A 17,928-nucleotide genomic window follows, 5' to 3' on the forward strand; every position below is an offset into this window, starting at 1 on the left:
AAGCATGAAGCGACGCGGCCGCGGCGCGAAATTTGCGCCGCGTGCGCTGCAGCCACCGGGCTCCGGCGCGGCTCGCCCCGACTCGCTTCATCACGGTGCGACCGCCCGTGCGCCGGATTCCGGGTAAAGCGCCGCGATCTGGGACGCATGACGGTCCTGGACCTCGCGGCGGCGCAGCTTGCCGGTCGGGGTGAGCTCGCCGGCGGTGATGGTCAGCGGCGTGGTCACCAGCGAGAAGCGGCGGATCGCCTCGTAACTGGCGAGATCGGCGTTGAGCGCGTCGATGTGGCCCTGGACGATCTGCAGGATCCGCGGGTGGCGCACGAGATCGGCCAGGCGGCGGGCGCCGAGGCCCTCCTGGCGCGAGCGCGCCAGCATCGCCTCCTCGTCGAGGGCGATCAGCGCCGCCAGGTACGGCCGGCCGTCGCCGACCACCAGCGCGTGGGCGATCCCCTCCGCCAGCTCGAGCCGCCGCTCGAGCGGCTGCGGCGCGATCGTCTTGCCGGTCGAGGTGATGATGAGGTCCTTCTTGCGATCCGTGATCGTCAGGAAGCCGTCGTGCAGCTCGCCGATGTCGCCGGTGTGCAGCCACCCCTGGGCGTCGATCGCGGCGGCGGTCTCCTCGGGCAGGCCGTGGTAGCCGCGCATGACGCCGGGGCCGCGGACCATCACCTCGCCGTCGTCGGCGATCCGCAGCTCGCAGCCGGGCATGGTCGGGCCCACGGTGCCGAAGCGGAACCGGTCGGGCCGGTTGACGGTGCAGGCGCCGGTCGTCTCGGACAGCCCGTAGCCCTCGAGGATCAGCACGCCGATCGCGTGGAAGAACTCCGCGACCTCGCGGGCCAGCGGCGCGCCGCCCGACACGAAGAAGCGCAGGCGACCGCCGAGGCGCCCGCGCAGCCGGGCGAAGAACAGCTTGTCGGCGACGCTCGCCTTGAGGGCCAGCGCGCCCGGGACGGCCTGCCCGCGCTGGCGGCACATGCTGACCTTGCGGCCGACCTGCATGCACCAGGCGAAGCTGGCCTCGGCGAGCTTGCCGGCTGCGGCGACCTCGGCGCGGATCTGCGCGTAAAGGCGCTCGTAGATCTGCGGGACCGCGCCCATGAACGTCGGCGCGACGGCGATGAGATCCAGCTCCAGTTCCGCCGGATCGGCGGCGAACGCGGACACCGCTCCCTGCTCCACCGCGCCCCAGAGGAGGTGGCGGCCGAACACGTGGGCGAGCGGCAGGACCATCAGTTGTTCATCGGCGTGGTCGGCCGCGATCACGCTCTTGATCGCCCACGCCTCGTAAACAATGTTCCGATGGGTGAGCGCCGCGCCCTTGGGGCGGCCGGTGGTCCCGGAGGTGTAGACCCAGGTGAAGTCGTCGGTCAGCTCGAGCGCCTCCGCGATCGCCTCGAGCGTCGCCTCGGCGCCCGGCAGCGCCGCCTCGCCGACCGTCTGCAGGGCCTCGAACGAGCTCCAATCGGCCGCCAGCGGCCCGGCCTCGTCGAAGCAGAACGTGTGCCGCAGCGCGGTGTCGCGCCCGCGCAGGCGCTCGGGCCAGCCGGGCGTGTCGGCGAACGCCAGCTCGGCGCCGCAGTCGCGCAGGATGTACGCCGCCTGCTCGGGCGTGACGCTGGGGTAGATCGGGACGCTGACCGCGCCGGCCATGGCGATCGCCAGGTCGACCAGCGCCCACTCGACGCGCGTGCGGGCGAGGATGGCGATCCGGTCGCCGCGCTGGACCTCGTGGGTGGCGACCAGCGCGGCCGCGACGGCGCGGCTGGCCTGGTGCCAATCACGCCACTGAAGCGTGTGCCAGCTCCCGCGCAGCTTGTAGCGCAGCGCCGTGGCCGCCGGGGTGCGTCGCACGCGCGCGGCGAACATGTCCAGGGCGTTGGGGAAGGTCAGCCCCTCGGCGGGCTGAGGCACGAAACCGGAGCGGGGCATGGAACGCTGCTTTCCCCTACCACGGATCGGCCCGGCGCGCGGCACCCCTGCGCACCTGCGCGCCGGAGAGGTGCGCGAACGCGGTGTCTAAGGTGCCGGTCCGTCTTCATCCGGTCGCGTTCTGCGCCCGGCCAGCGGCCTTCAGGGGGCTGAATCGACCCCTGGAGCCGAACTGCGCGCCGGCCCGGAGCCGGCCTTTGCCCCTCCGGGGTCGATCTGTAGTACACGGACGGAGCCCTTTTTCACGATGCCCACCCTGGTCGGAACCAAGCTCGACAAGTACGAGATCCAGAGCGAGGTCGGGCACGGGGGCATGGCCGTGGTTTACCGCGGCATCGACACGGTGCTCGGCCGCGAGGTCGCCATCAAGGTCCTCCATCCGCACATGGCGGGGCGCGAGGAGTCGCGGGCGCGGCTGCGGCGCGAGGCGATCACGGTCGCCAAGCTGCGGCACGAGAACATCCTCGAGATCTACGACTATTCGGGCGAGGGCGAGGCGGAGAGCTACCTCGTCACCGAATTCATCCACGGCATGACGCTGCGCGAGTGGCTCGACACGCGCTGGCGGCCGCGCCCTGCCCTCGCCGCGCTGATCATCCATCGCCTGTGCGCCGCCCTCGGCCACGCGCACAAGTCGGGCATCGTCCACCGCGACATCAAGCCCGAGAACGTCATGATCCGCAGCGACGGCTGCCTCAAGCTGATGGACTTCGGGATCGCCCAGATCATCGACCATCAGAAGCTCACCATGACCGGCCAGCTGCTCGGCAGCCCGGCGTACATGGCGCCCGAGCTGATCAACGGCAAGCCGATCGACTCGCGCACCGACCTGTTCGCCGTCGGCGTCATGCTCTACCAGCTGGCCACCGGCGAGCTGCCGTTCTCCGGCCGCAACCCGCACGAGGTGCTGGCGCGGATCGCCGAGGCCGAGTACACGCGGGCCAGCATCATCTGTTCGCTGGTCGACGACGAGCTCGAGGCGATCATCGACCGCGCCCTCGCGCGCGAGCCGGAGCAGCGCTACCAGACCGCCGACGACCTCGTCCGCGACCTCGAGCGCTACCTCGACGAGGTCGGCGTCACCGCCACCCAGGAAGAGGTCACCGCCTACTTCACCGACCCGGATCGCCACGTCGACGTGCTCGACAAGCGGATCTGCAACGCGCTGATGACCCGCGCCGAGGGGGCCACCAAGGCCGGTCACAGCGCCCGCGCCATCCGCCTGCTCGGCCGGGTCCTCGAGCTCGAGCGCGACCAGAAGCAGGCCAAGCTGATGCTCTCGCGGCTGCGCACGCGCGAGCGCACGGTCAAGCGCCTGATGGCCGGCGGCGCCGCGCTGCTGGCCACCGCGGCGGTCAGCGGCGGAGCTGTCCTTTTGTACATGACCCCGCCGACAGAAGAGAACTTCCGCCCCGGCGACGAGGGTCCGGCCGGCCGGGTGGTCCCGTCGACGGCGGTCCAGCCCGAGCACAAGACGGTCCAGCCGAGCGACGCCCCGCCCCCGCCGCAGCCCGAGGTCAAGGCGAGCGTCGAGCCGCCGGTCCCGCGCAAGAGCGTCGGCGTGCGCGCGACCGATCCGACCAAGCCGGTCAGCAAGCCCGCGCCGAGCAGCACCCCGTGCGCCGTGCGGATCGTCGGCATGCCGGTCGTGCTGGTGCAGGGCGGCCTGCACTCACTGCAGGTCGGCAAGCTGAAGCAGCCGCTGCGCAGCGAGGTCGTCGAGTTCGAGCTGCCCGGCGACCGCGCGCTCGTCCACGTCGCCGGGCCCAAGTACAAGGGCCACGTCACCATCGAGCGCGACGAGTGTCGCGGCGGGCCGATCGATCTCGCGGTCAAGCCGCTCAAGGCGATCCTCGACTTCACCGGCAACCCGCATCAGACCACCGTCGTGTGCAAGAGCGGCCCGTGCCCCGACACCCGCCCGCACCTCCTCGACGTCGAGCGCTTCCCCGACATCGACCTCGGCGCCCAGCTCGAGGCCGAGATCAGCATCGAGGTGCGCGCGCAGGGCTACGCCAGCAAGACCTTCAAGCAGCGCATCGGCCCCGGTCGCAATTCGTTCCCCATCGTCCTGACGCCGCTGTAGCTGCGCGTTCGCCCCGATCCCGCATGCGCATCCTCGCCTGCTCGCTCGCTCTCGGTATCGCCGTCGCGCCGCCGGTCCACGCGCGCCCGCCGACCACCACGGCGCCGCCGGCCGCGCCCGTGACCGAGGGCGACAAGCTCAACGCCGCGATCCAGGCGTGGTCGCAGGGCAACTGGGCCCGGGTGCGCGCGCTGCTCGAGCCGATGCTGCAGGACGGCCGCAAGCTCGCCGATCCGCTGCACGAAGAGGCCGCCCTGCGCTACCTCTCCGACGCCACCCTGCAGGACCCCGACATCGCGGCGATGAGCAACGAGTGGGCCACGGGTTACATCAAGCGGCTGCTGGCCTCCTCGCCCGACTGGCGCCCGCCGGCCGACACCCACAGCAAGGCCTTCTACGACCTCTACAACAGCCTCCGCGAGGAGCGCGACCGGGCCAGCTTCAACCAGTGCAAGGGCGAGCGGGCCGCTTGCATCGCCGACCTCGACGAGCTCAAGGTCCGTTACAACGCGCTCGGCATCGATCACCTGCGGCTGCGCAGCGCCTACGAGCAGCAGGAGGTCGAGGTCGTCGAGAAGATCGCCCGCAACCGCGCGGTCGCGCTGGTGCCGTTCGGCGTCGGTCACTTCTACAACGGTCGCAAGGCCCTCGGCGCGGCCTTCCTCGCCGGCGAGCTGGCGATCGGGGGCGCCGCGCTCGGCTTGTTCATCGCCCGCGTCACCCGCTGCGATCGCCTGAGCGGCTACCAGCCCGGCTCGCTCTACTGCGAGATCGGCGAGAAGCAGGGCCTCGCGCTCCGCAACGCCGAACAGGCGCTGGGCATCATCTTCCTCGGCTCGCTCGCGCTCGACATCGTGCTCGCGCAGGCCCTGTTCCGCCCCTTCTCCACCATGAAGCGCACCCGCGTCCGCCGCAGCGAACTGAGCGGGGCCGCCGAGGTGGAGACCGGCGGCAAGAAGCCGGCCAAGGCGCCCGGGAAGGCCTCCGGGCCCCCGTCGAGCAGCCTGCGCAGAAGTGATATCCTGCAGGTGACGCCGACCACCACGCTCGTCCCGGGCGGCGGGGGTCTCGGCGTCAAAATCCGCTTCTGAGACCCGCATGCCCCACCTGCAATACACCGGCCCCGACGGCGTCACCCAGCGCTTCCTGCTGCGCCACCGGATCACGCAGATCGGCTCCTCGCGCGACTGCCACCTCGTCTTGCAGGGCCCCGAGATCGCCGCCTCGCACTGCACCCTCGAGCACGTGGCGGGCAGCTTCAAGGTCGAGTCCTCGAGCCGCACCTCCGTCTTCTTCATCGCCGGCAAGAAGCTGCGCGAGCACGTCCTGCGTCACGGCGACGTCATGCTCATCGGCAACGTCGAGGTCACGTTCTCGGCGGTCGACCCGCCGGCCCCCGCGGCCGACCCCGAGAGCGCGGCGCGCCTGCAGATCGACGCCATGCGCAACCTGCAGCGCTTCTCCGAGCTGCTCGCGCGCGCCGAGAGCAGCCTCGACGGCCTGCTGTCGGAGCTCATCGATCAGGTGGTCGCGCTGACCGGCGCCAGCAAGGGCTTCCTCGTGCTGACCGAGGGCGAGCGCTACGCCATCCGGGTCGCCCGCGGCCTCGATCGCCAGCCGGTCGACGATCCCGAGCAACTGCTGAGCGACAAGATCATCCGCGAGGTCATCACCTCGCGCGAGCCGCAGATCATCTCCGACGCGCTCAACGACGGCCGGTTTCAGAACAGCATGTCGGTCATCAACCTCAAGCTGTGCTCGGTGATGTGTTCGCCGATGATCGTGCGCGGCGAGCTGGTGGGCCTCATCTACGTCGGCAACAACTCGGTGGTGAACCTGTTCAAGCCGAGCCAGCTCGAGATGCTGCGCGTCTACGCGACCCAGGCCGCGCTCTCGATCAAGAACGCCCAGACGCTCGGCGAGCTGCGCGACGAGAGCGCCGGCCTGCAGAAGCGCCTCGACCAGGTCAAGTTCGGCCAGATCATCGGCGCCTGCCCGCAGATGATCGAGGTGTTCAAGCGGGTCGACAAGGTCGCGGGCACCGACATCAACGTGCTCGTCACCGGCGAGACCGGCACCGGCAAGGAGCTCATCGCCCAGGAGCTGCACAACCGCTCGCCGCGGGCCAGGGGGCCGCTCGTCACCGTCAACTGCGGCGCGATCCCCGAGAACCTGATCGAGTCGGAGCTGTTCGGCCACATCAAGGGCGCCTTCACCGGCGCGGTCGCCAACCAGGTCGGCAAGTTCCAGGCGGCCGACAAGGGCACCATCTTCCTCGACGAGATCGGCGAGATGCCGATGCAGCTGCAGGTCAAGCTGCTGCGCGTGCTGCAGGACCGGCAGATCCAGCGCGTCGGCGACACCCGCACCCAGCCGATCGACGTCCGCGTGGTCGCGGCGACCAACCGCGACCTCGCCAAGGAGGTCCAGGCCGGTCGCTTCCGCGAGGACCTGTTCCACCGCCTCAACGTCATCGACATCCACCTGCCGGCCCTGCGCGAGCGCGGCAACGACATCCTCCTCATCGCCCGCTACTTCGTCACCCGCTACGCCCGCGAGTACGGGTCGAAGATCGACCCGGCGCGCCCGTTCGACGCCAGCGCCGAGCGCGGCCTGCTGCGCTTCGCCTGGCCCGGCAACATCCGCCAGCTCGAGAACCACATCAAGAAGGCGCTCGTGCTGGCCGACGGCCCCTCGCTCACCGGCCGCGACCTCGACCTCGAGATCGAGGTGCCCGGTCAGCCCGGCCCGGTCGAGATCGCCAACCCCGAGCAGATCCTCCCGCTCGCCGAGGCGCGCGAGCTGTGGCAGCGCGACTACATCAACCGCGTGCTCGCGCTCAACTCGGGCAACCGCACCAAGACCGCCCGCGACCTCGGCGTCGATCCGCGCACGATCTTCCGCCACCTCGAGAAGGAAGGCGACAAGGGAGCCGCCCCGCGATGACCGCCCACCCCGTCCTCCGAGCTGTCCTTGTCACCCTGTCCTTCGGGACAGCCGCCTGCGTGCTGGCCGACAAGGACATCAACTTCGAGGACGTGGCGATCGCCAACCGCAACCCCGTGCGCCTGGTCGAGGCGACCATGCTCTCGTCCAAGGCCGAGCTCTCGTGCGATCCGGACCACGAGCTCGACGAGCCCGGCACCTGCCCCCAGCCCGGGTTCGACCCGCGGGACGTCCTGCCGCACTTCCTCAACCCGGCCTTCTCGCGCAAGGACGACGACGGCCAGATCCGCTACCCGTTCGTGTTCTGCTCGTGCGAGGAGGAGGGCAAGCGCGACAGCAACACCCTCTTCACCACCCTCTACGTCGAGGACCAGGACGAGGAGCGCAACCGCGAGCCCAAGGACTCGATCTACGCCGCGCTCCTGCTCGACATGCCGCAGCGGGCCGAGCAGCCCGACAACTACCTCGACTACCGGCGCTACGTCGATCCCAGCCGCGAGCTCGAGCTCAGCGGCACCCCCTATCAGCCGCAGAAGCGGCGCGACCCGCAGCTCCGCGAGCTCGTCCTCGGCATCAGCGTCGACGGCAACGAGGACGGCATCGACCTGTGCAACGGCGGCAGCCGCGTGCTCGCGCCCGGCTTCCACTCGCTGACGGTGATGGTCACCGACCGCCCGTGGTTCCGCCCGCCCGACGGCGGCATCGGCAGCGCGCACGCCGGCGTGCCCGACCTCGCCGTCGGCGCCACCTTCGACACCATCACCTACGTGTTCTACTGCGGCTCCGCCCTCCTCGAGGACGACCCGAACAACTGCGCCGAGCTCTGCGTCCCCGAGCAGGAGGGCCAGTGAGGGCAGCCGCGTTCCTCGCGGCCGCGCTCGTCGGTGCCTGCTCGACCGCCCGGCCGAAGGAGCAGGATCGCACCTGCGTCGACGAGGACGACTGTCTCGAGGGACAGATCTGCAGCAACAACATCTGCTACGACAACGTGCTGCCGCCGTACGAGGCGATCGCGCTCGACGTGCGCACCGAGGGCCTGACCGCGGCGCCGTTCCGGGTCGAGATCCGCGGCGAGGACAAGGCCCTGGTCGAGGTCGTCGATCGCCCGCCGAACCGCTATTACGTCGATCGGACCGAGGTCCGCGACCGCCTGCTGCTCTCCATCCTCGAGACGCAGTACAGCGACCTCGAGGCCGGGGAGAAGAGCGACGAGCCGGTCGCCGCCACCCTCGAGCTGCAGCAGGCTTCGCGGCTCGGCCGCGCCCCGTTCACCGTCCCCAGTCTCACCTTCCCGCCCGTCGTCGACGGCACCGCGCCCGCCGACGAGCAGTGGCTGGTCAAGTCGTGGCCGCGCTACGCCCCCGGCGACGTCGACGGCGACCTGCCGCTCTACGTCCGGCTGACCTACCAGGACGACCCGCCGGAGGCCGAGCCGCGGTGGGAGCGCGGCATCGTCGCGCGCCAGCTCATGCGCAAGAAGCTCGAGACCGCCGGCGATCACAAGTTCAAGATCACCAGCGTCCGCGAGTGTCACCGCAAGATCCTCGGCAACATCCGCTTCCCCGAGGGCCCGCTGACCGCCGAGCCGGCGCTCGATCCGGCGGCCATGGTCACGATCAACATGCGCCACGCCGGCCGCGCCGACGACGGCGACCCGAACACCCCGATCTGCGACCCCGCCCCGGCCGGTGAGACCCCGGCGACCTGCTCGGTGGAGACGATCGTCAACCCGGCGTACCCGACCTGCAGCAGCTCGATCTACTGCCCCGAACCATACGGCTGCTACGCCCCCGTCGACGGCGGCGAGAAGCACTGCGGTTGCCGCTTCGACTCCGAGTGTCCCAAGGGACAGGTCTGCAACATCGAGCGCCAGCAGTGCGCGCTCGACCTCACCGATCGGCCCGCGATCAAGCCGGTGACCGCGCTGCCGGTCGACGACGCCGCCGTCGCCGCTTCCGTCTACACCTACTGCGACGACGACCCGACCGCCGATCGCACGATGGAGTTCATCGTCAGCGCCACGCCCGACCCGCGGCTCGGGCTCCCGCGCCTCAATTACCGCGTCGTCCTCACCTTCCTGGTCGGCGACCTCATGGGCAGCACCCCGCTCGGCCGGGTCTGTCTGCCGACCTGGGAGCGCGCGCGCACTGTCACGCCGCAGCTCGTCGGCGAGCCCGTCACGCTCCGCGGCGACGGCGACGGCGCCTGGACCTGCTGTGACACCGCGTGCCTCAACGAGGCCACGCCGCCCGCCAAGCCGGACGAGGAGTGCCGGATCAAGGCCGAGATCAGCGCCGTCGGCACCTTCGCCCCCAGCGACCCGTCCCTGTGGGAGGCGGCCGCCTGCATGCCCCTGAGCGGCGCCGACGAGAACGGGGCCGTGCGCGTCACCTATCCGAGCACCTGCCCGCCCGACAGCGACACCTGCAGCATCCCCCTCAGCCCCGGCGTCGCCGGCGGCAGCGGCCAGACATACAGCCTACGCGTCGAGCCGCCGGTCGGTTCGCTGTTTCGCTCGACGACGCTCGACCTGACGGTCACCGCCGACGGCACCAACGAGACCCCGATCGAGCTCGAGCGGCGGGTCCTGCTGCGCGGGAAAGTGACCCAGGAGGGCTGTCAGGAAGGCGCCTGCCCCCGCGCCGAGGTCCTGGCCGAGCGGGTGATCCGCGGCGAGGACCCGAACACCCTGCTCGGCCCCTACTTCTACAGCGCCAGGACGATCCCGGGCGCGCCCGGCGATTACAACTACGTCATCCCGGTCAACCCCGGCCTCTACCTCGTCACGGCCCTCCCGACCGTCACGACCAAGAACAACGCCATCGGCCCGGCGCCGATCGTCGTCGTCGATCTCCGCGAGGGGAGCCCGGCGCTCGTGGAGGAGGACGGGGTGTGGGTCGCCGACATCGATGAGCTCGTCCTCAGCGCCGGCTCGGTCTACACCCTCGAGCTCAACGATTTCGACAGCAGCAGCCGGGTCGTCCCGCTCGACGTCACCACCTGGTGGGGCCTCGCCGATCCCGACGGTGAGCCGCTCGACCTCAACGCCCCCGGCACCTGCCAGGTCAGCGAGGGTTGCCAGATCCGGCGAGTGCGGTCAGGCAGCAGCCCGGTGCGCTTGCCTCAGGATCAGATCATCCGCTTCGTCGCGCGCGCCGCGGCCGGCGAGTAGCCGGCAGTAAGCTGTCACAAGGGACAGCTCGCCTGGCGGCCTCGGCCGTGAGTGAACCCGGTGTCCGAGCGCCGCACCCGAACCCGGCTTCATCGGCCCGGACAGGTCGCAGCGGCGGCCCCAGGCGGCGCGGGCGCTGGGGGAGCGCTTGACCCCTTGGGGGGAACCTGGGAGACTTGCCGCGCACTGACCCAAGCCGCCCCAGGACGTCGTACTCGTGATCGGCAACTCATTGTGTTGTGGGTGGTGGCCGCCGTTGTCGCCATCCTCTACGCACTGGTTGGGATCTACGCGGGGCTCGCTCAACAAGACATCGTGGCCCGACCGGCCACGGTGGTGTGCGAGTATCGCATCGATCTTCTCCGTGATCGCTTGGTCGCGTTGTTCGACCAGAAGCCCCAGCGATGGGCCGAGCAAGACGCGTTCGCTGCGGCGGATCTCTCCAACCTCCTCCGCGAGACCCAGGCGCTATGCGCCGGCTCGGATACCGACCTCGGACGACGAATCGATCGGCTCATCGCGCTGCATAGCGAATTTGCCGAACGAGGCCGACGACACGCCGACGCACGCCGGGAGCTCCTTGCGCTCTAGGATTCCTCACCATGTCTCAAAATCCCTCGTCCGGCGACCAACCGGACGGAGCTCTGCTTGCCTCCCCGTCCGCCGAGGCCGCCGGGTCTGACGCTCCGCCCGCTCCTGTCGCCGAGCCGTCCCCGTCGCCCAGCGAACCTACCCCCACCGAAACTCTGACCGCCGCCGAGGCGCCTCCCGTCGAGGTCGCCGACGAAGCCGCATCGGAGGTCGTCGAAGCCGCCGACGCGCCGCCGACGACCACCGACGCGATCGTCGACGCGCCCACGGAGGCGCCGGCCAACCCGTCCACGGAGCTCGCCGCCGACGCGGTCGCCCCCGCCGACGAGGCCGTGGCGGCGCCCGAGGCCGAAGCCGCAGCGTCGCCCGCCCCCGAGGGCCCCGAGGCCCCGAAGCTGCCCGAGTCGTTCGACGAGCTCGATCTGCCCGACGCGCTGCGGCGAGCGATCGCGCGGATCGGCTGGACCCGCCCCACGCCGGTGCAGGCCCTGAGCTTCCCGCCGCTGCACGCCGGCCATGACGTGCTCGTGCAGTCGCACACCGGCAGCGGCAAGACCGGCGCCTTCTGCATCCCCTGGCTGGCGAGCCGGTTCGACCCGCGCCCGGCCCAGCAGACCGGCGTGCAGCTGCTCGTGCTCCTGCCCACCCGCGAGCTCGCCAAGCAGGTCTGCGACGAGCTGCGCCGCCTGGCCGTCGAGGCCCCCGTCGAGGTGTTGCCGATCTACGGCGGCACGCCGATGCAGCCGCAGCTGGCCGCCCTCAAGGCCGGCGTCCACGCCGTCGTCGGCACGCCGGGCCGCGTCCTCGATCACATCCGCCGGCGCTCGCTCGACCTCTCGAAGGTCGCCACCGTCGTGCTCGACGAGTGCGACGAGATGCTGTCGATGGGCTTCCTCGAGGACATCCGCGCGATCCTCGACGCCTGCACCGGCAAGCACCTCACGGCGCTGTTCTCCGCCACGATCCCGAGCGACATCCAGCGGATCGCCAAGCGCTACATGAAGTCGCCGGTCGAGGTCCAGCTGTCCGGCGACCAGGTCGCGGCGGCCGAGATCGACCACGCCTACTACATCGTCAGCGGCGCCATCAAGACCCGCGACCTGCTCGACGTCATCGTCGTCGAGGAGCCGGCGCGGGCCATCGTGTTCTGCAACACCCGCGAGGAGACCAAGCTGGTCGCCTCGGTGCTGCGGCGCGAGGGCTACCAGGCCGAGGAGCTGTCGAGCGACCTGACCCAGGCGGCGCGCGAGAAGGTCATGGGGATGATGCGCGAGCACAAGCTGCGCTTCCTCGTCGCCACCGACGTCGCCGCCCGTGGCATCGACATCAGCCACGTCAGCCACGTCATCAACTACTCGTTCCCCGAAGCGGCCGAGGTGTACATCCACCGCACCGGCCGCACCGGCCGCGCCGGCCGTACGGGCACCGCGATCTCGCTGATCCACGCGCGCGAGCTCGGCAACTTCTACTACCTCAAGCTGCAGTACGACACGATCGTGTTCCGCGAGCGCTTCCTGCCGCCGGGCGATCAGCTGGCGGGGCAGCGCATGGAGGTCAAGCTCGACGGGATCAGCAAGCGCTTCCCCGAGCTGGTCTCGCCGGAGTGGGTTCTGCTGGCCCGCAACCTCATGGCCGACCCCCGCGGCGAGCGCGTCATCGGCCTCCTGCTCGAGCGGGCGATGAAGCAGCCGCCCCCCCAGCCGCAGCTCGAGGACGGCGAGCGTCCGGTCGTCGAGGCCGCCGCGGTCGAGGGCGAGGCGCCGCGCGCCGACCTGTCCCCGCGGACATATGAGTCGCGCGAAGGCGAGGAGCGCCGCGACGCCCGGCCCGAGTACCGCGAGCGCCGCGACCGCGACGACCGCTTCGGCCGCCGCCGCGACCGCGACGACCGCCGCGACCGCCGCCCCGAGCGCGAGGATCGCTTCGGCCGCCGCCGCGACGAGGAGCGCCTGCGCGGCGACGAGGAGCGTCCGCGCCGCGACGACGATGCCCGTCGCGCCGACGAGCGCCCGCGCGACGAGGAGCGGGCGGTCCGCAGCGACGAGCCGCGCCCGCGCGGCGACGAGCTCCCGCGCAGCGACGAGGAGCGTGCCCGTCGCGCCGACGAGCGCCCGCGCCGGGACGACGACCGCCGGCCCCGCCGCGACGACGACCGCCGGCCCCGCCGCGACGACGCCCGCCGGCCTCGCCGCGACGACGACCGCCGCCCGCGCCGGGACGACGACCGCCGGCCCCGCCGCGACGACGACCGCCCGCGCCGCGAGTTCGAGGGCCCGCGCCCGCAAGCCGGCGAGCAACACCCCGCCGAAGCCGCCGCGTCCGCGCCCGTGGCCGCGCCCGTCGGTGATCTGGTCCAAAGCACAGGTGAGACCGGCGCCCCGATCCGCACCGCTCAGGCCCGCGACATCCCGCCGAGCCGCCGCGGCCGCCTCGGCGACCGCGGGCGCTTCGTGCAGTGGCCGCACATCGAGCCGGGCGTCCGCGCGGCCCTCTCCGCCGGGACCGAGATCGACGCCAGCAGCGAGCTCGCGCCTGTCCCTGCGGACCTGGTCGCAACGCCAGGTGAGACCGTCGATCACGTCGGCGCCGCCCCGGGCCTCGCGCTCGACGAGGCCAGCGAGCGGCGCAAGCGGCGGCGCAAGCGGCGGCGGCGTCGCGGCGAGCGCGGCGAGGAGACCGCGCCGAACCTCGAGGCGGGCGCTGTCCTGCCCGAGGACGAGGGCGACGACGAGGCCGTCGAGGCCGAGGCGCCTGCCGGCGAAGCTGTCTCCGAGGCCAGCGGCGCCGAGCCCTCGCTCGGGCCCGGCGGCCGCAAGCGCCGTCGCAAGCGTCGCGGTCGGCTCGGGCTCGAGGGTCCGCGTCCCTCGCCTGCCCCGGTCGCGGTCGCGCCGGTGACTCCCCCGCCCGCGCCCGCGCCGCGCCGGCCCTCGCAGGAGGAGATCGTCATCGACATCGACGAGGCCGAGCTGGAGGTGGTCACCACCGAGTTCGGCGAGCTCGACAACATCGACGAGTTCGCGCTGCTCGACCGCCGCCAGGCCGTGATCGAGACCTTGCAGGAGGAAGGTGAGGTCGAGCTCGAGGACGTGTCGAGCCGCGACGCCGCCGTGCAAGCGGACGCCGGCGAGGCCGAGGCCGAGGCCGACGAGGACGACGAGGTCGAGGCGGAGGGCGAGGGCGAGGCCGAGGCCGAGGGCGAGACCGAGGCCGAAGTCAGCGCCGAGCCCAGCGCCGAGACCGGCGAGGCCGGGGACGCCGACGGCAAGAAGCGCCGCCGCCGTCGCCGTCGCAAGAAGGCTGCCCCGCTCGCCCCGCCCGAGCTGACCGCCCCGCCGCACAAGGACTTCTGGGAGGTCTGGTCGAGCAAGTACTCCGCGCGCGACTTCGACGACAGCAAGTTCGGCCCCGCCCACGTCGAGCCCGAGCCGGTCGCACCGCCGCCCGCGCCCGTCGCCGCCCCGGTGGCCGCCCCGAGCCCCGCGCCCGCGCGTCCGGCTCGCCCGCACACGCCCGCCAGCGCCCCGGCTCGCCCGGCGCCGGCGGCCGGCGCCGACGCCGACGACCGCGAGTACACCAAGGTGCAGCTCAACCTCGGCCGCGTCCACGGTCACAAGTCGTCGAGCATCCGCAACCTGCTGCGCGACTACCTCGGCCTCGAGGGTCGCTCGATCCGCGACCTCACGGTGCGCGACGCCAGCACCCTGTTCCGGATCCACGACGGCGAGGTCGATCGCTGCCAGGCGGTCCTCACCGCGGTCGTCGTCGACGGCATCGGCCTCGCGCTCGAGCGGGCCGAGAACTCGCGCGAGGACCTGCGGGCCCCGCTGCCCGAGGACTTCGAGGACGCCTCGCGCGGCGAGGCGACCGAGATCCGGCTCGACCCGCTCGAGTTCGAGTCGGTGCTCCCGCTCGCCGAAGAGCCGGGCACGTGAACCCCGCCGACGAGCTCGCTCCTTACCCGAGCCCCGAGGGACGCGCGGCCGAGACCGCCGACCTCGCGGCCCGCGTCGGGGGCGAGCTCGTCGAGTACGGCACCAGCGTCGAGGGCCGCCCGCTGGTCGCCGTACGTGTCCCTTCGACCCTGTCCGATCGGCCACGTATCCTCTGCGGCGCCAACATCCACGGCGTCGAATTCATCGCCGGCCGGGTCGCTCTCGGTCTGCTGCGCGCGCTCGCCGAGGGCGACCCGCGCCTCCTCGACCTGCGCGCCCGGGCGGAGCTGTGGGTCGTCCCCAGCATCAACCCCGACGGCTACGCGCGCACCTTCGCCGCCGGCGGTCACGGCCGCCTGCCGAGCTTCCGCGCCAACGCGCACGGCGTCGATCTCAACCGCAACTACCCGCGCCCGGGCGGCGCAGCCCCGAGCTGGCTGCCCGGTGCCGGCTCCGACCGCCCCGGCGACGCCACCTATCGCGGCCCGCACCCCCTGAGCGAGCCCGAGACCGCCGCCCTCGATCGCCTGTTTCGCACCCAGCGGTTCGTCGCCGGCGCCAACCTGCACTCGTTCATGGGCACCGTGATCCCCGCTCGCGTCACCGAGCGCCGCGCCTACGCCACCTATCGCCGCCTCTGCCGCAGCTTCGCGCGGGCCCAGCCGCACCGCCGTTACTTCCGTCTGGCCAGCCGGATCTTCGACACCTTCACCGGCGAACAGGAAGATCACCAGCACCACGCCCACGGCACCTGGGCGGTCTGCGTCGAGACCTTCACGATCCTCGCCAGCTATCGCCAGCACCTGCGGGCCCCGAGCGTGTTTTGGCGCTTCAACCCGCGCGATCCGGCGCCGTGGGTCGAGAACGATGTTTCCGGCCTGTGCGCCTACTTCGGCGCCGCCTTGCAGATCGAGCGGCCTGGCACCTACGATCGCCCGGCATGAGCGAAGACAACGCGCGCTACAAGGTCGTCGTCAATCACGAAGAGCAGTATTCGATCTGGCCCGAGGATCGCGAACTGCCGCTGGGCTGGCGCGACGCCGGCAAGGCCGGGCTCAAGGACGAGTGCCTCGCCTACATCAAGGAGGTCTGGACCGACATGCGCCCGCTGAGCCTGCGCCAGCGCCTGGAACAGCGCGACGAGTAGACCGGGCTACACGACGAAGCGACCGGTGTCTTCGTCGTCGTCTTCCTCGTCGTCTTCGTCCTCGTCCTCGTCCTCGTCCTCGTCGTACTCCTCGTCCTCGTACTCCTCGTCCTCGTCGTACTCCTCGTCTTCGTCGTCCTCTTCGTCCTCGTCCTCTTCTTCGTCCGCCGCTTCGTCCTCGTCCTCGTCTTCCTCGTCGTCGTCCCCGTACTCGCCCTCGTCGTCCTCGTCGTCCTCGTCGTCCTCGTCGTCGAACTCTTCGTCGAAGGCTTCCTCGTCGAAGTCATCGTCCTCTTCACCGGCGGCACGAAGCCAGGGGGCATGCACGTGGAGGCGGTTCATGGGCGCGCGCAGGATAGCACAAGCTCCACAGCGCCCACGCGGGCCGCTCGCCTGCTGTCGCCGGGCGTCTTCAGCCTCCATCACTGGTTCGTAGAGGTGTGCGTCGCTCGGCATTCTCGAGCTCTCGCGCCGCGCCCTCCTCGCGCATGCGCGCAGAAGGAACGATCGACGCGCACTCCCGCGACAACCGGCGAGGTCGTTCGCTAACGCCTGCTAGACCCGCACGCCGGCCTTGAACCGGCCCCGGCGCGCCTCGTGACGCGCCATCAGGGGCGCGAGGAACTCGCCCAGGAACTCGTCGACCTGCTCGGGCGCTCGCCCGACGTAGCGCGCGGGCGCGGTCAGGTCGGCGTCGACGAACGGCCCCAGCACTGGATCGGCCTGCATGCGCGCCATCAGATCGTTGGGCTCGCCGCGCTTCATCCGGGCCACCGCCTCGAGGCTGTGCGCGCGCACCAGGCGGTGCAGCTCCTGGCGGCTGTGACCGGCGCTGGTGCCCCGCATGAGCACGTTCTCGGTCGCCATGAACGGCAGCTCGTCGCGCATGTTGGCCGCGATCACCGGCGGATGGACCACCAACCCCGCGGTCACGTCGACCAGGAGATTGAGGATCGCGTCGGTGGCGAGGAACGCCTCCGTGATGGTCAGCCGCCGGTTGGCGCTGTCGTCGAGCGTGCGCTCGAACCACTGGTTCGCGTGGGTCTCGCGCGGGCTGGTCGCCAGCGAGTGGACGAACCGCGCCAGCCCGCAGATCCGCTCGCTGCGCATCGGGTTGCGCTTGTATGCCATCGCCGACGAGCCGACCTGATCGGCCTCGAACGGCTCGTCGACCTCGCGCTTGTGCGCCAGCAGCCGCAGGTCGACCGCGATCTTGGCCGCCGATCCGGCGACGTCGGCCAGCGCCGAGACCACCCACGTATCGATCTTGCGGGTGTACGTCTGGCCGCTGACCGCGATCGAGCCGGAGAAGCCCATCGCCTCGGCCACCGCCTGGTCGAGCGCCCGCACCTTCGCGTGGTCGCCGGCGAACAGTTGCAGGAACGACGCCTGCGTCCCGGTCGTGCCCTTGACCCCGCGGAATGGCAAGCGCGCGCGCAGGCCCGCGAGCGTCTCGAGGTCGAGCGCGAGATCCTGGGCCCACAGGCACGCGCGCTTGCCCACCGTCGTCAGCTGCGCCGGCTGGAAATGCGTGTACGCCAGCGTCGCCAGCGCCCGGTGCTGCCGGGCGAAGCTCGTCAGGGCGTCGAGCGCGGCCACCAGGCGGTCCATCAGCAGCTCGAGCCCGTCGCGGATCATCACCAGTTCCGCGTTGTCGGCCACGTAGCAGCTCGTCGCGCCGAGGTGGATCACCTTGCCTGCGTCGGCCCCGGCGACCTCGCCGAAGTGTTCGATGTGGGCCATCACGTCGTGGCGCAGCCGGGCCTCGTGCTCGGCCACGCGGGCGAAGTCCACGCGCTCGCGGGCCGCCCGCAGCGCCGCCACCTGCGCCTCGGAGATCGGGACCCCGAGCGTGCGCTCCGCCTCTGCCAGCGCGATCCACAGGTCGCGCCACAGCAGCGCCCGGCGGCGGTCGCTGAAGTTGGCGACCATCGCCGGCGTGGCATAACGGGTGGCGAGCGGGCTGTCGTAGCGGTCCACGGCTTCCATCGGCGGCGAAGCTTAACCGCGCGCTTTCGGCACCCCGGGCCGTCCGGCCCGGCCACGTGACGAGAAAGCGCACAATTTCGACCACTTCCGGCGCACCCGCCGCGGCCCCAAGCAGAAATTTGCCAGGCAA

12 protein-coding genes are annotated in these 17,928 nt (G+C 71.6%); 9 read left to right on the forward strand and 3 right to left on the reverse strand.

The annotated features are described in order from the left end of the window. Positions 1-90 precede the first annotated feature (90 nt). Positions 91-1,935 carry an AMP-dependent synthetase/ligase gene (locus K7C98_RS43215; protein ID WP_224197826.1) on the reverse strand — a complete coding sequence of 615 codons (1,845 nt, stop codon included), beginning with the start codon at positions 1,933-1,935 and terminating at the stop codon, positions 91-93. Positions 1,936-2,182: 247 nt separating this feature from the next. On the opposite strand from K7C98_RS43215, the gene K7C98_RS43220 reads away from it, so the two are divergent. The 9 genes from K7C98_RS43220 (at position 2,183) to K7C98_RS43260 (ending at position 15,809) form a co-directional block, all read left to right on the forward strand. Then, positions 2,183-4,021, forward strand: coding sequence for a serine/threonine protein kinase (locus tag K7C98_RS43220; protein WP_224197827.1), 1,839 nt, complete (start codon positions 2,183-2,185; stop codon positions 4,019-4,021). A 23-nt stretch (positions 4,022-4,044) separates the two neighbouring features. Beyond that, a complete protein-coding gene (locus K7C98_RS43225) occupies positions 4,045-5,112 on the forward strand; it encodes a hypothetical protein (RefSeq protein ID WP_224197828.1) in 1,068 nt (355 codons plus the stop codon). Positions 5,113-5,119: 7 nt separating this feature from the next. Further along, positions 5,120-6,967 (forward strand): sigma 54-interacting transcriptional regulator, encoded by a 1,848-nt coding sequence (locus tag K7C98_RS43230; RefSeq protein WP_224197829.1) that lies wholly within the window; start codon positions 5,120-5,122, stop codon positions 6,965-6,967. Further along, entirely contained in the window at positions 6,964-7,818 is an 855-nt protein-coding gene (locus K7C98_RS43235) for a hypothetical protein (protein WP_224197830.1), read from the forward strand. Before K7C98_RS43230 ends, K7C98_RS43235 begins: the two co-directional genes overlap by 4 nt. Beyond that, entirely contained in the window at positions 7,815-10,139 is a 2,325-nt protein-coding gene (locus tag K7C98_RS43240) for a hypothetical protein (protein ID WP_224197831.1), read from the forward strand. Before K7C98_RS43235 ends, K7C98_RS43240 begins: the two co-directional genes overlap by 4 nt. A gap of 246 nt (positions 10,140-10,385) precedes the next feature. Beyond that, positions 10,386-10,730 carry a hypothetical protein gene (locus tag K7C98_RS43245; protein WP_224197832.1) on the forward strand — a complete coding sequence of 115 codons (345 nt, stop codon included), beginning with the start codon at positions 10,386-10,388 and terminating at the stop codon, positions 10,728-10,730. Between the two features lie 11 nt (positions 10,731-10,741). Then, on the forward strand, positions 10,742-14,662 hold the full coding sequence (locus tag K7C98_RS43250; RefSeq protein WP_224197833.1) for a DEAD/DEAH box helicase: 3,921 nt from the start codon (positions 10,742-10,744) through the stop codon (positions 14,660-14,662). Next, positions 14,659-15,606 (forward strand): M14 family metallopeptidase, encoded by a 948-nt coding sequence (locus K7C98_RS43255; RefSeq protein ID WP_224197834.1) that lies wholly within the window; start codon positions 14,659-14,661, stop codon positions 15,604-15,606. The genes K7C98_RS43250 and K7C98_RS43255 overlap by 4 nt, the downstream gene beginning before the upstream one ends. After that, entirely contained in the window at positions 15,603-15,809 is a 207-nt protein-coding gene (locus K7C98_RS43260; RefSeq protein ID WP_224197835.1) for an MbtH family protein, read from the forward strand. Before K7C98_RS43255 ends, K7C98_RS43260 begins: the two co-directional genes overlap by 4 nt. A gap of 6 nt (positions 15,810-15,815) precedes the next feature. Here the strand turns inward: K7C98_RS43260 and K7C98_RS43265 are convergent, their stop codons facing one another. Beyond that, on the reverse strand, positions 15,816-16,151 hold the full coding sequence (locus K7C98_RS43265; RefSeq protein WP_224197836.1) for a hypothetical protein: 336 nt from the start codon (positions 16,149-16,151) through the stop codon (positions 15,816-15,818). Between the two features lie 213 nt (positions 16,152-16,364). Continuing rightward, a complete protein-coding gene (purB, locus tag K7C98_RS43270; protein WP_224197837.1) occupies positions 16,365-17,798 on the reverse strand; it encodes an adenylosuccinate lyase in 1,434 nt (477 codons plus the stop codon). Positions 17,799-17,928: the final 130 nt, after the last annotated feature.

It is taken from the genome of Nannocystis pusilla, assembly GCF_020073745.1.
Lineage (GTDB): Bacteria > Myxococcota_A > Polyangia > Nannocystales > Nannocystaceae > Nannocystis > Nannocystis radixulma.

Excerpts from the sequence above, each read along its gene's own strand:
- K7C98_RS43215 (WP_224197826.1), bottom strand. The coding sequence starts at position 1,935 with ATGCCCCGCTCCGGTTTCGTGCCTCAGCCCGCCGAGGGGCTGACCTTC.
- K7C98_RS43220 (WP_224197827.1), top strand. The coding sequence starts at position 2,183 with ATGCCCACCCTGGTCGGAACCAAGCTCGACAAGTACGAGATCCAGAGC.
- K7C98_RS43225 (WP_224197828.1), top strand. The coding sequence starts at position 4,045 with ATGCGCATCCTCGCCTGCTCGCTCGCTCTCGGTATCGCCGTCGCGCCG.
- K7C98_RS43230 (WP_224197829.1), top strand. The coding sequence starts at position 5,120 with ATGCCCCACCTGCAATACACCGGCCCCGACGGCGTCACCCAGCGCTTC.
- K7C98_RS43235 (WP_224197830.1), top strand. The coding sequence starts at position 6,964 with ATGACCGCCCACCCCGTCCTCCGAGCTGTCCTTGTCACCCTGTCCTTC.
- K7C98_RS43250 (WP_224197833.1), top strand. The coding sequence starts at position 10,742 with ATGTCTCAAAATCCCTCGTCCGGCGACCAACCGGACGGAGCTCTGCTT.
- K7C98_RS43260 (WP_224197835.1), top strand. The coding sequence starts at position 15,603 with ATGAGCGAAGACAACGCGCGCTACAAGGTCGTCGTCAATCACGAAGAG.
- K7C98_RS43265 (WP_224197836.1), bottom strand. The coding sequence starts at position 16,151 with ATGAACCGCCTCCACGTGCATGCCCCCTGGCTTCGTGCCGCCGGTGAA.
- purB (WP_224197837.1), bottom strand. The coding sequence starts at position 17,798 with ATGGAAGCCGTGGACCGCTACGACAGCCCGCTCGCCACCCGTTATGCC.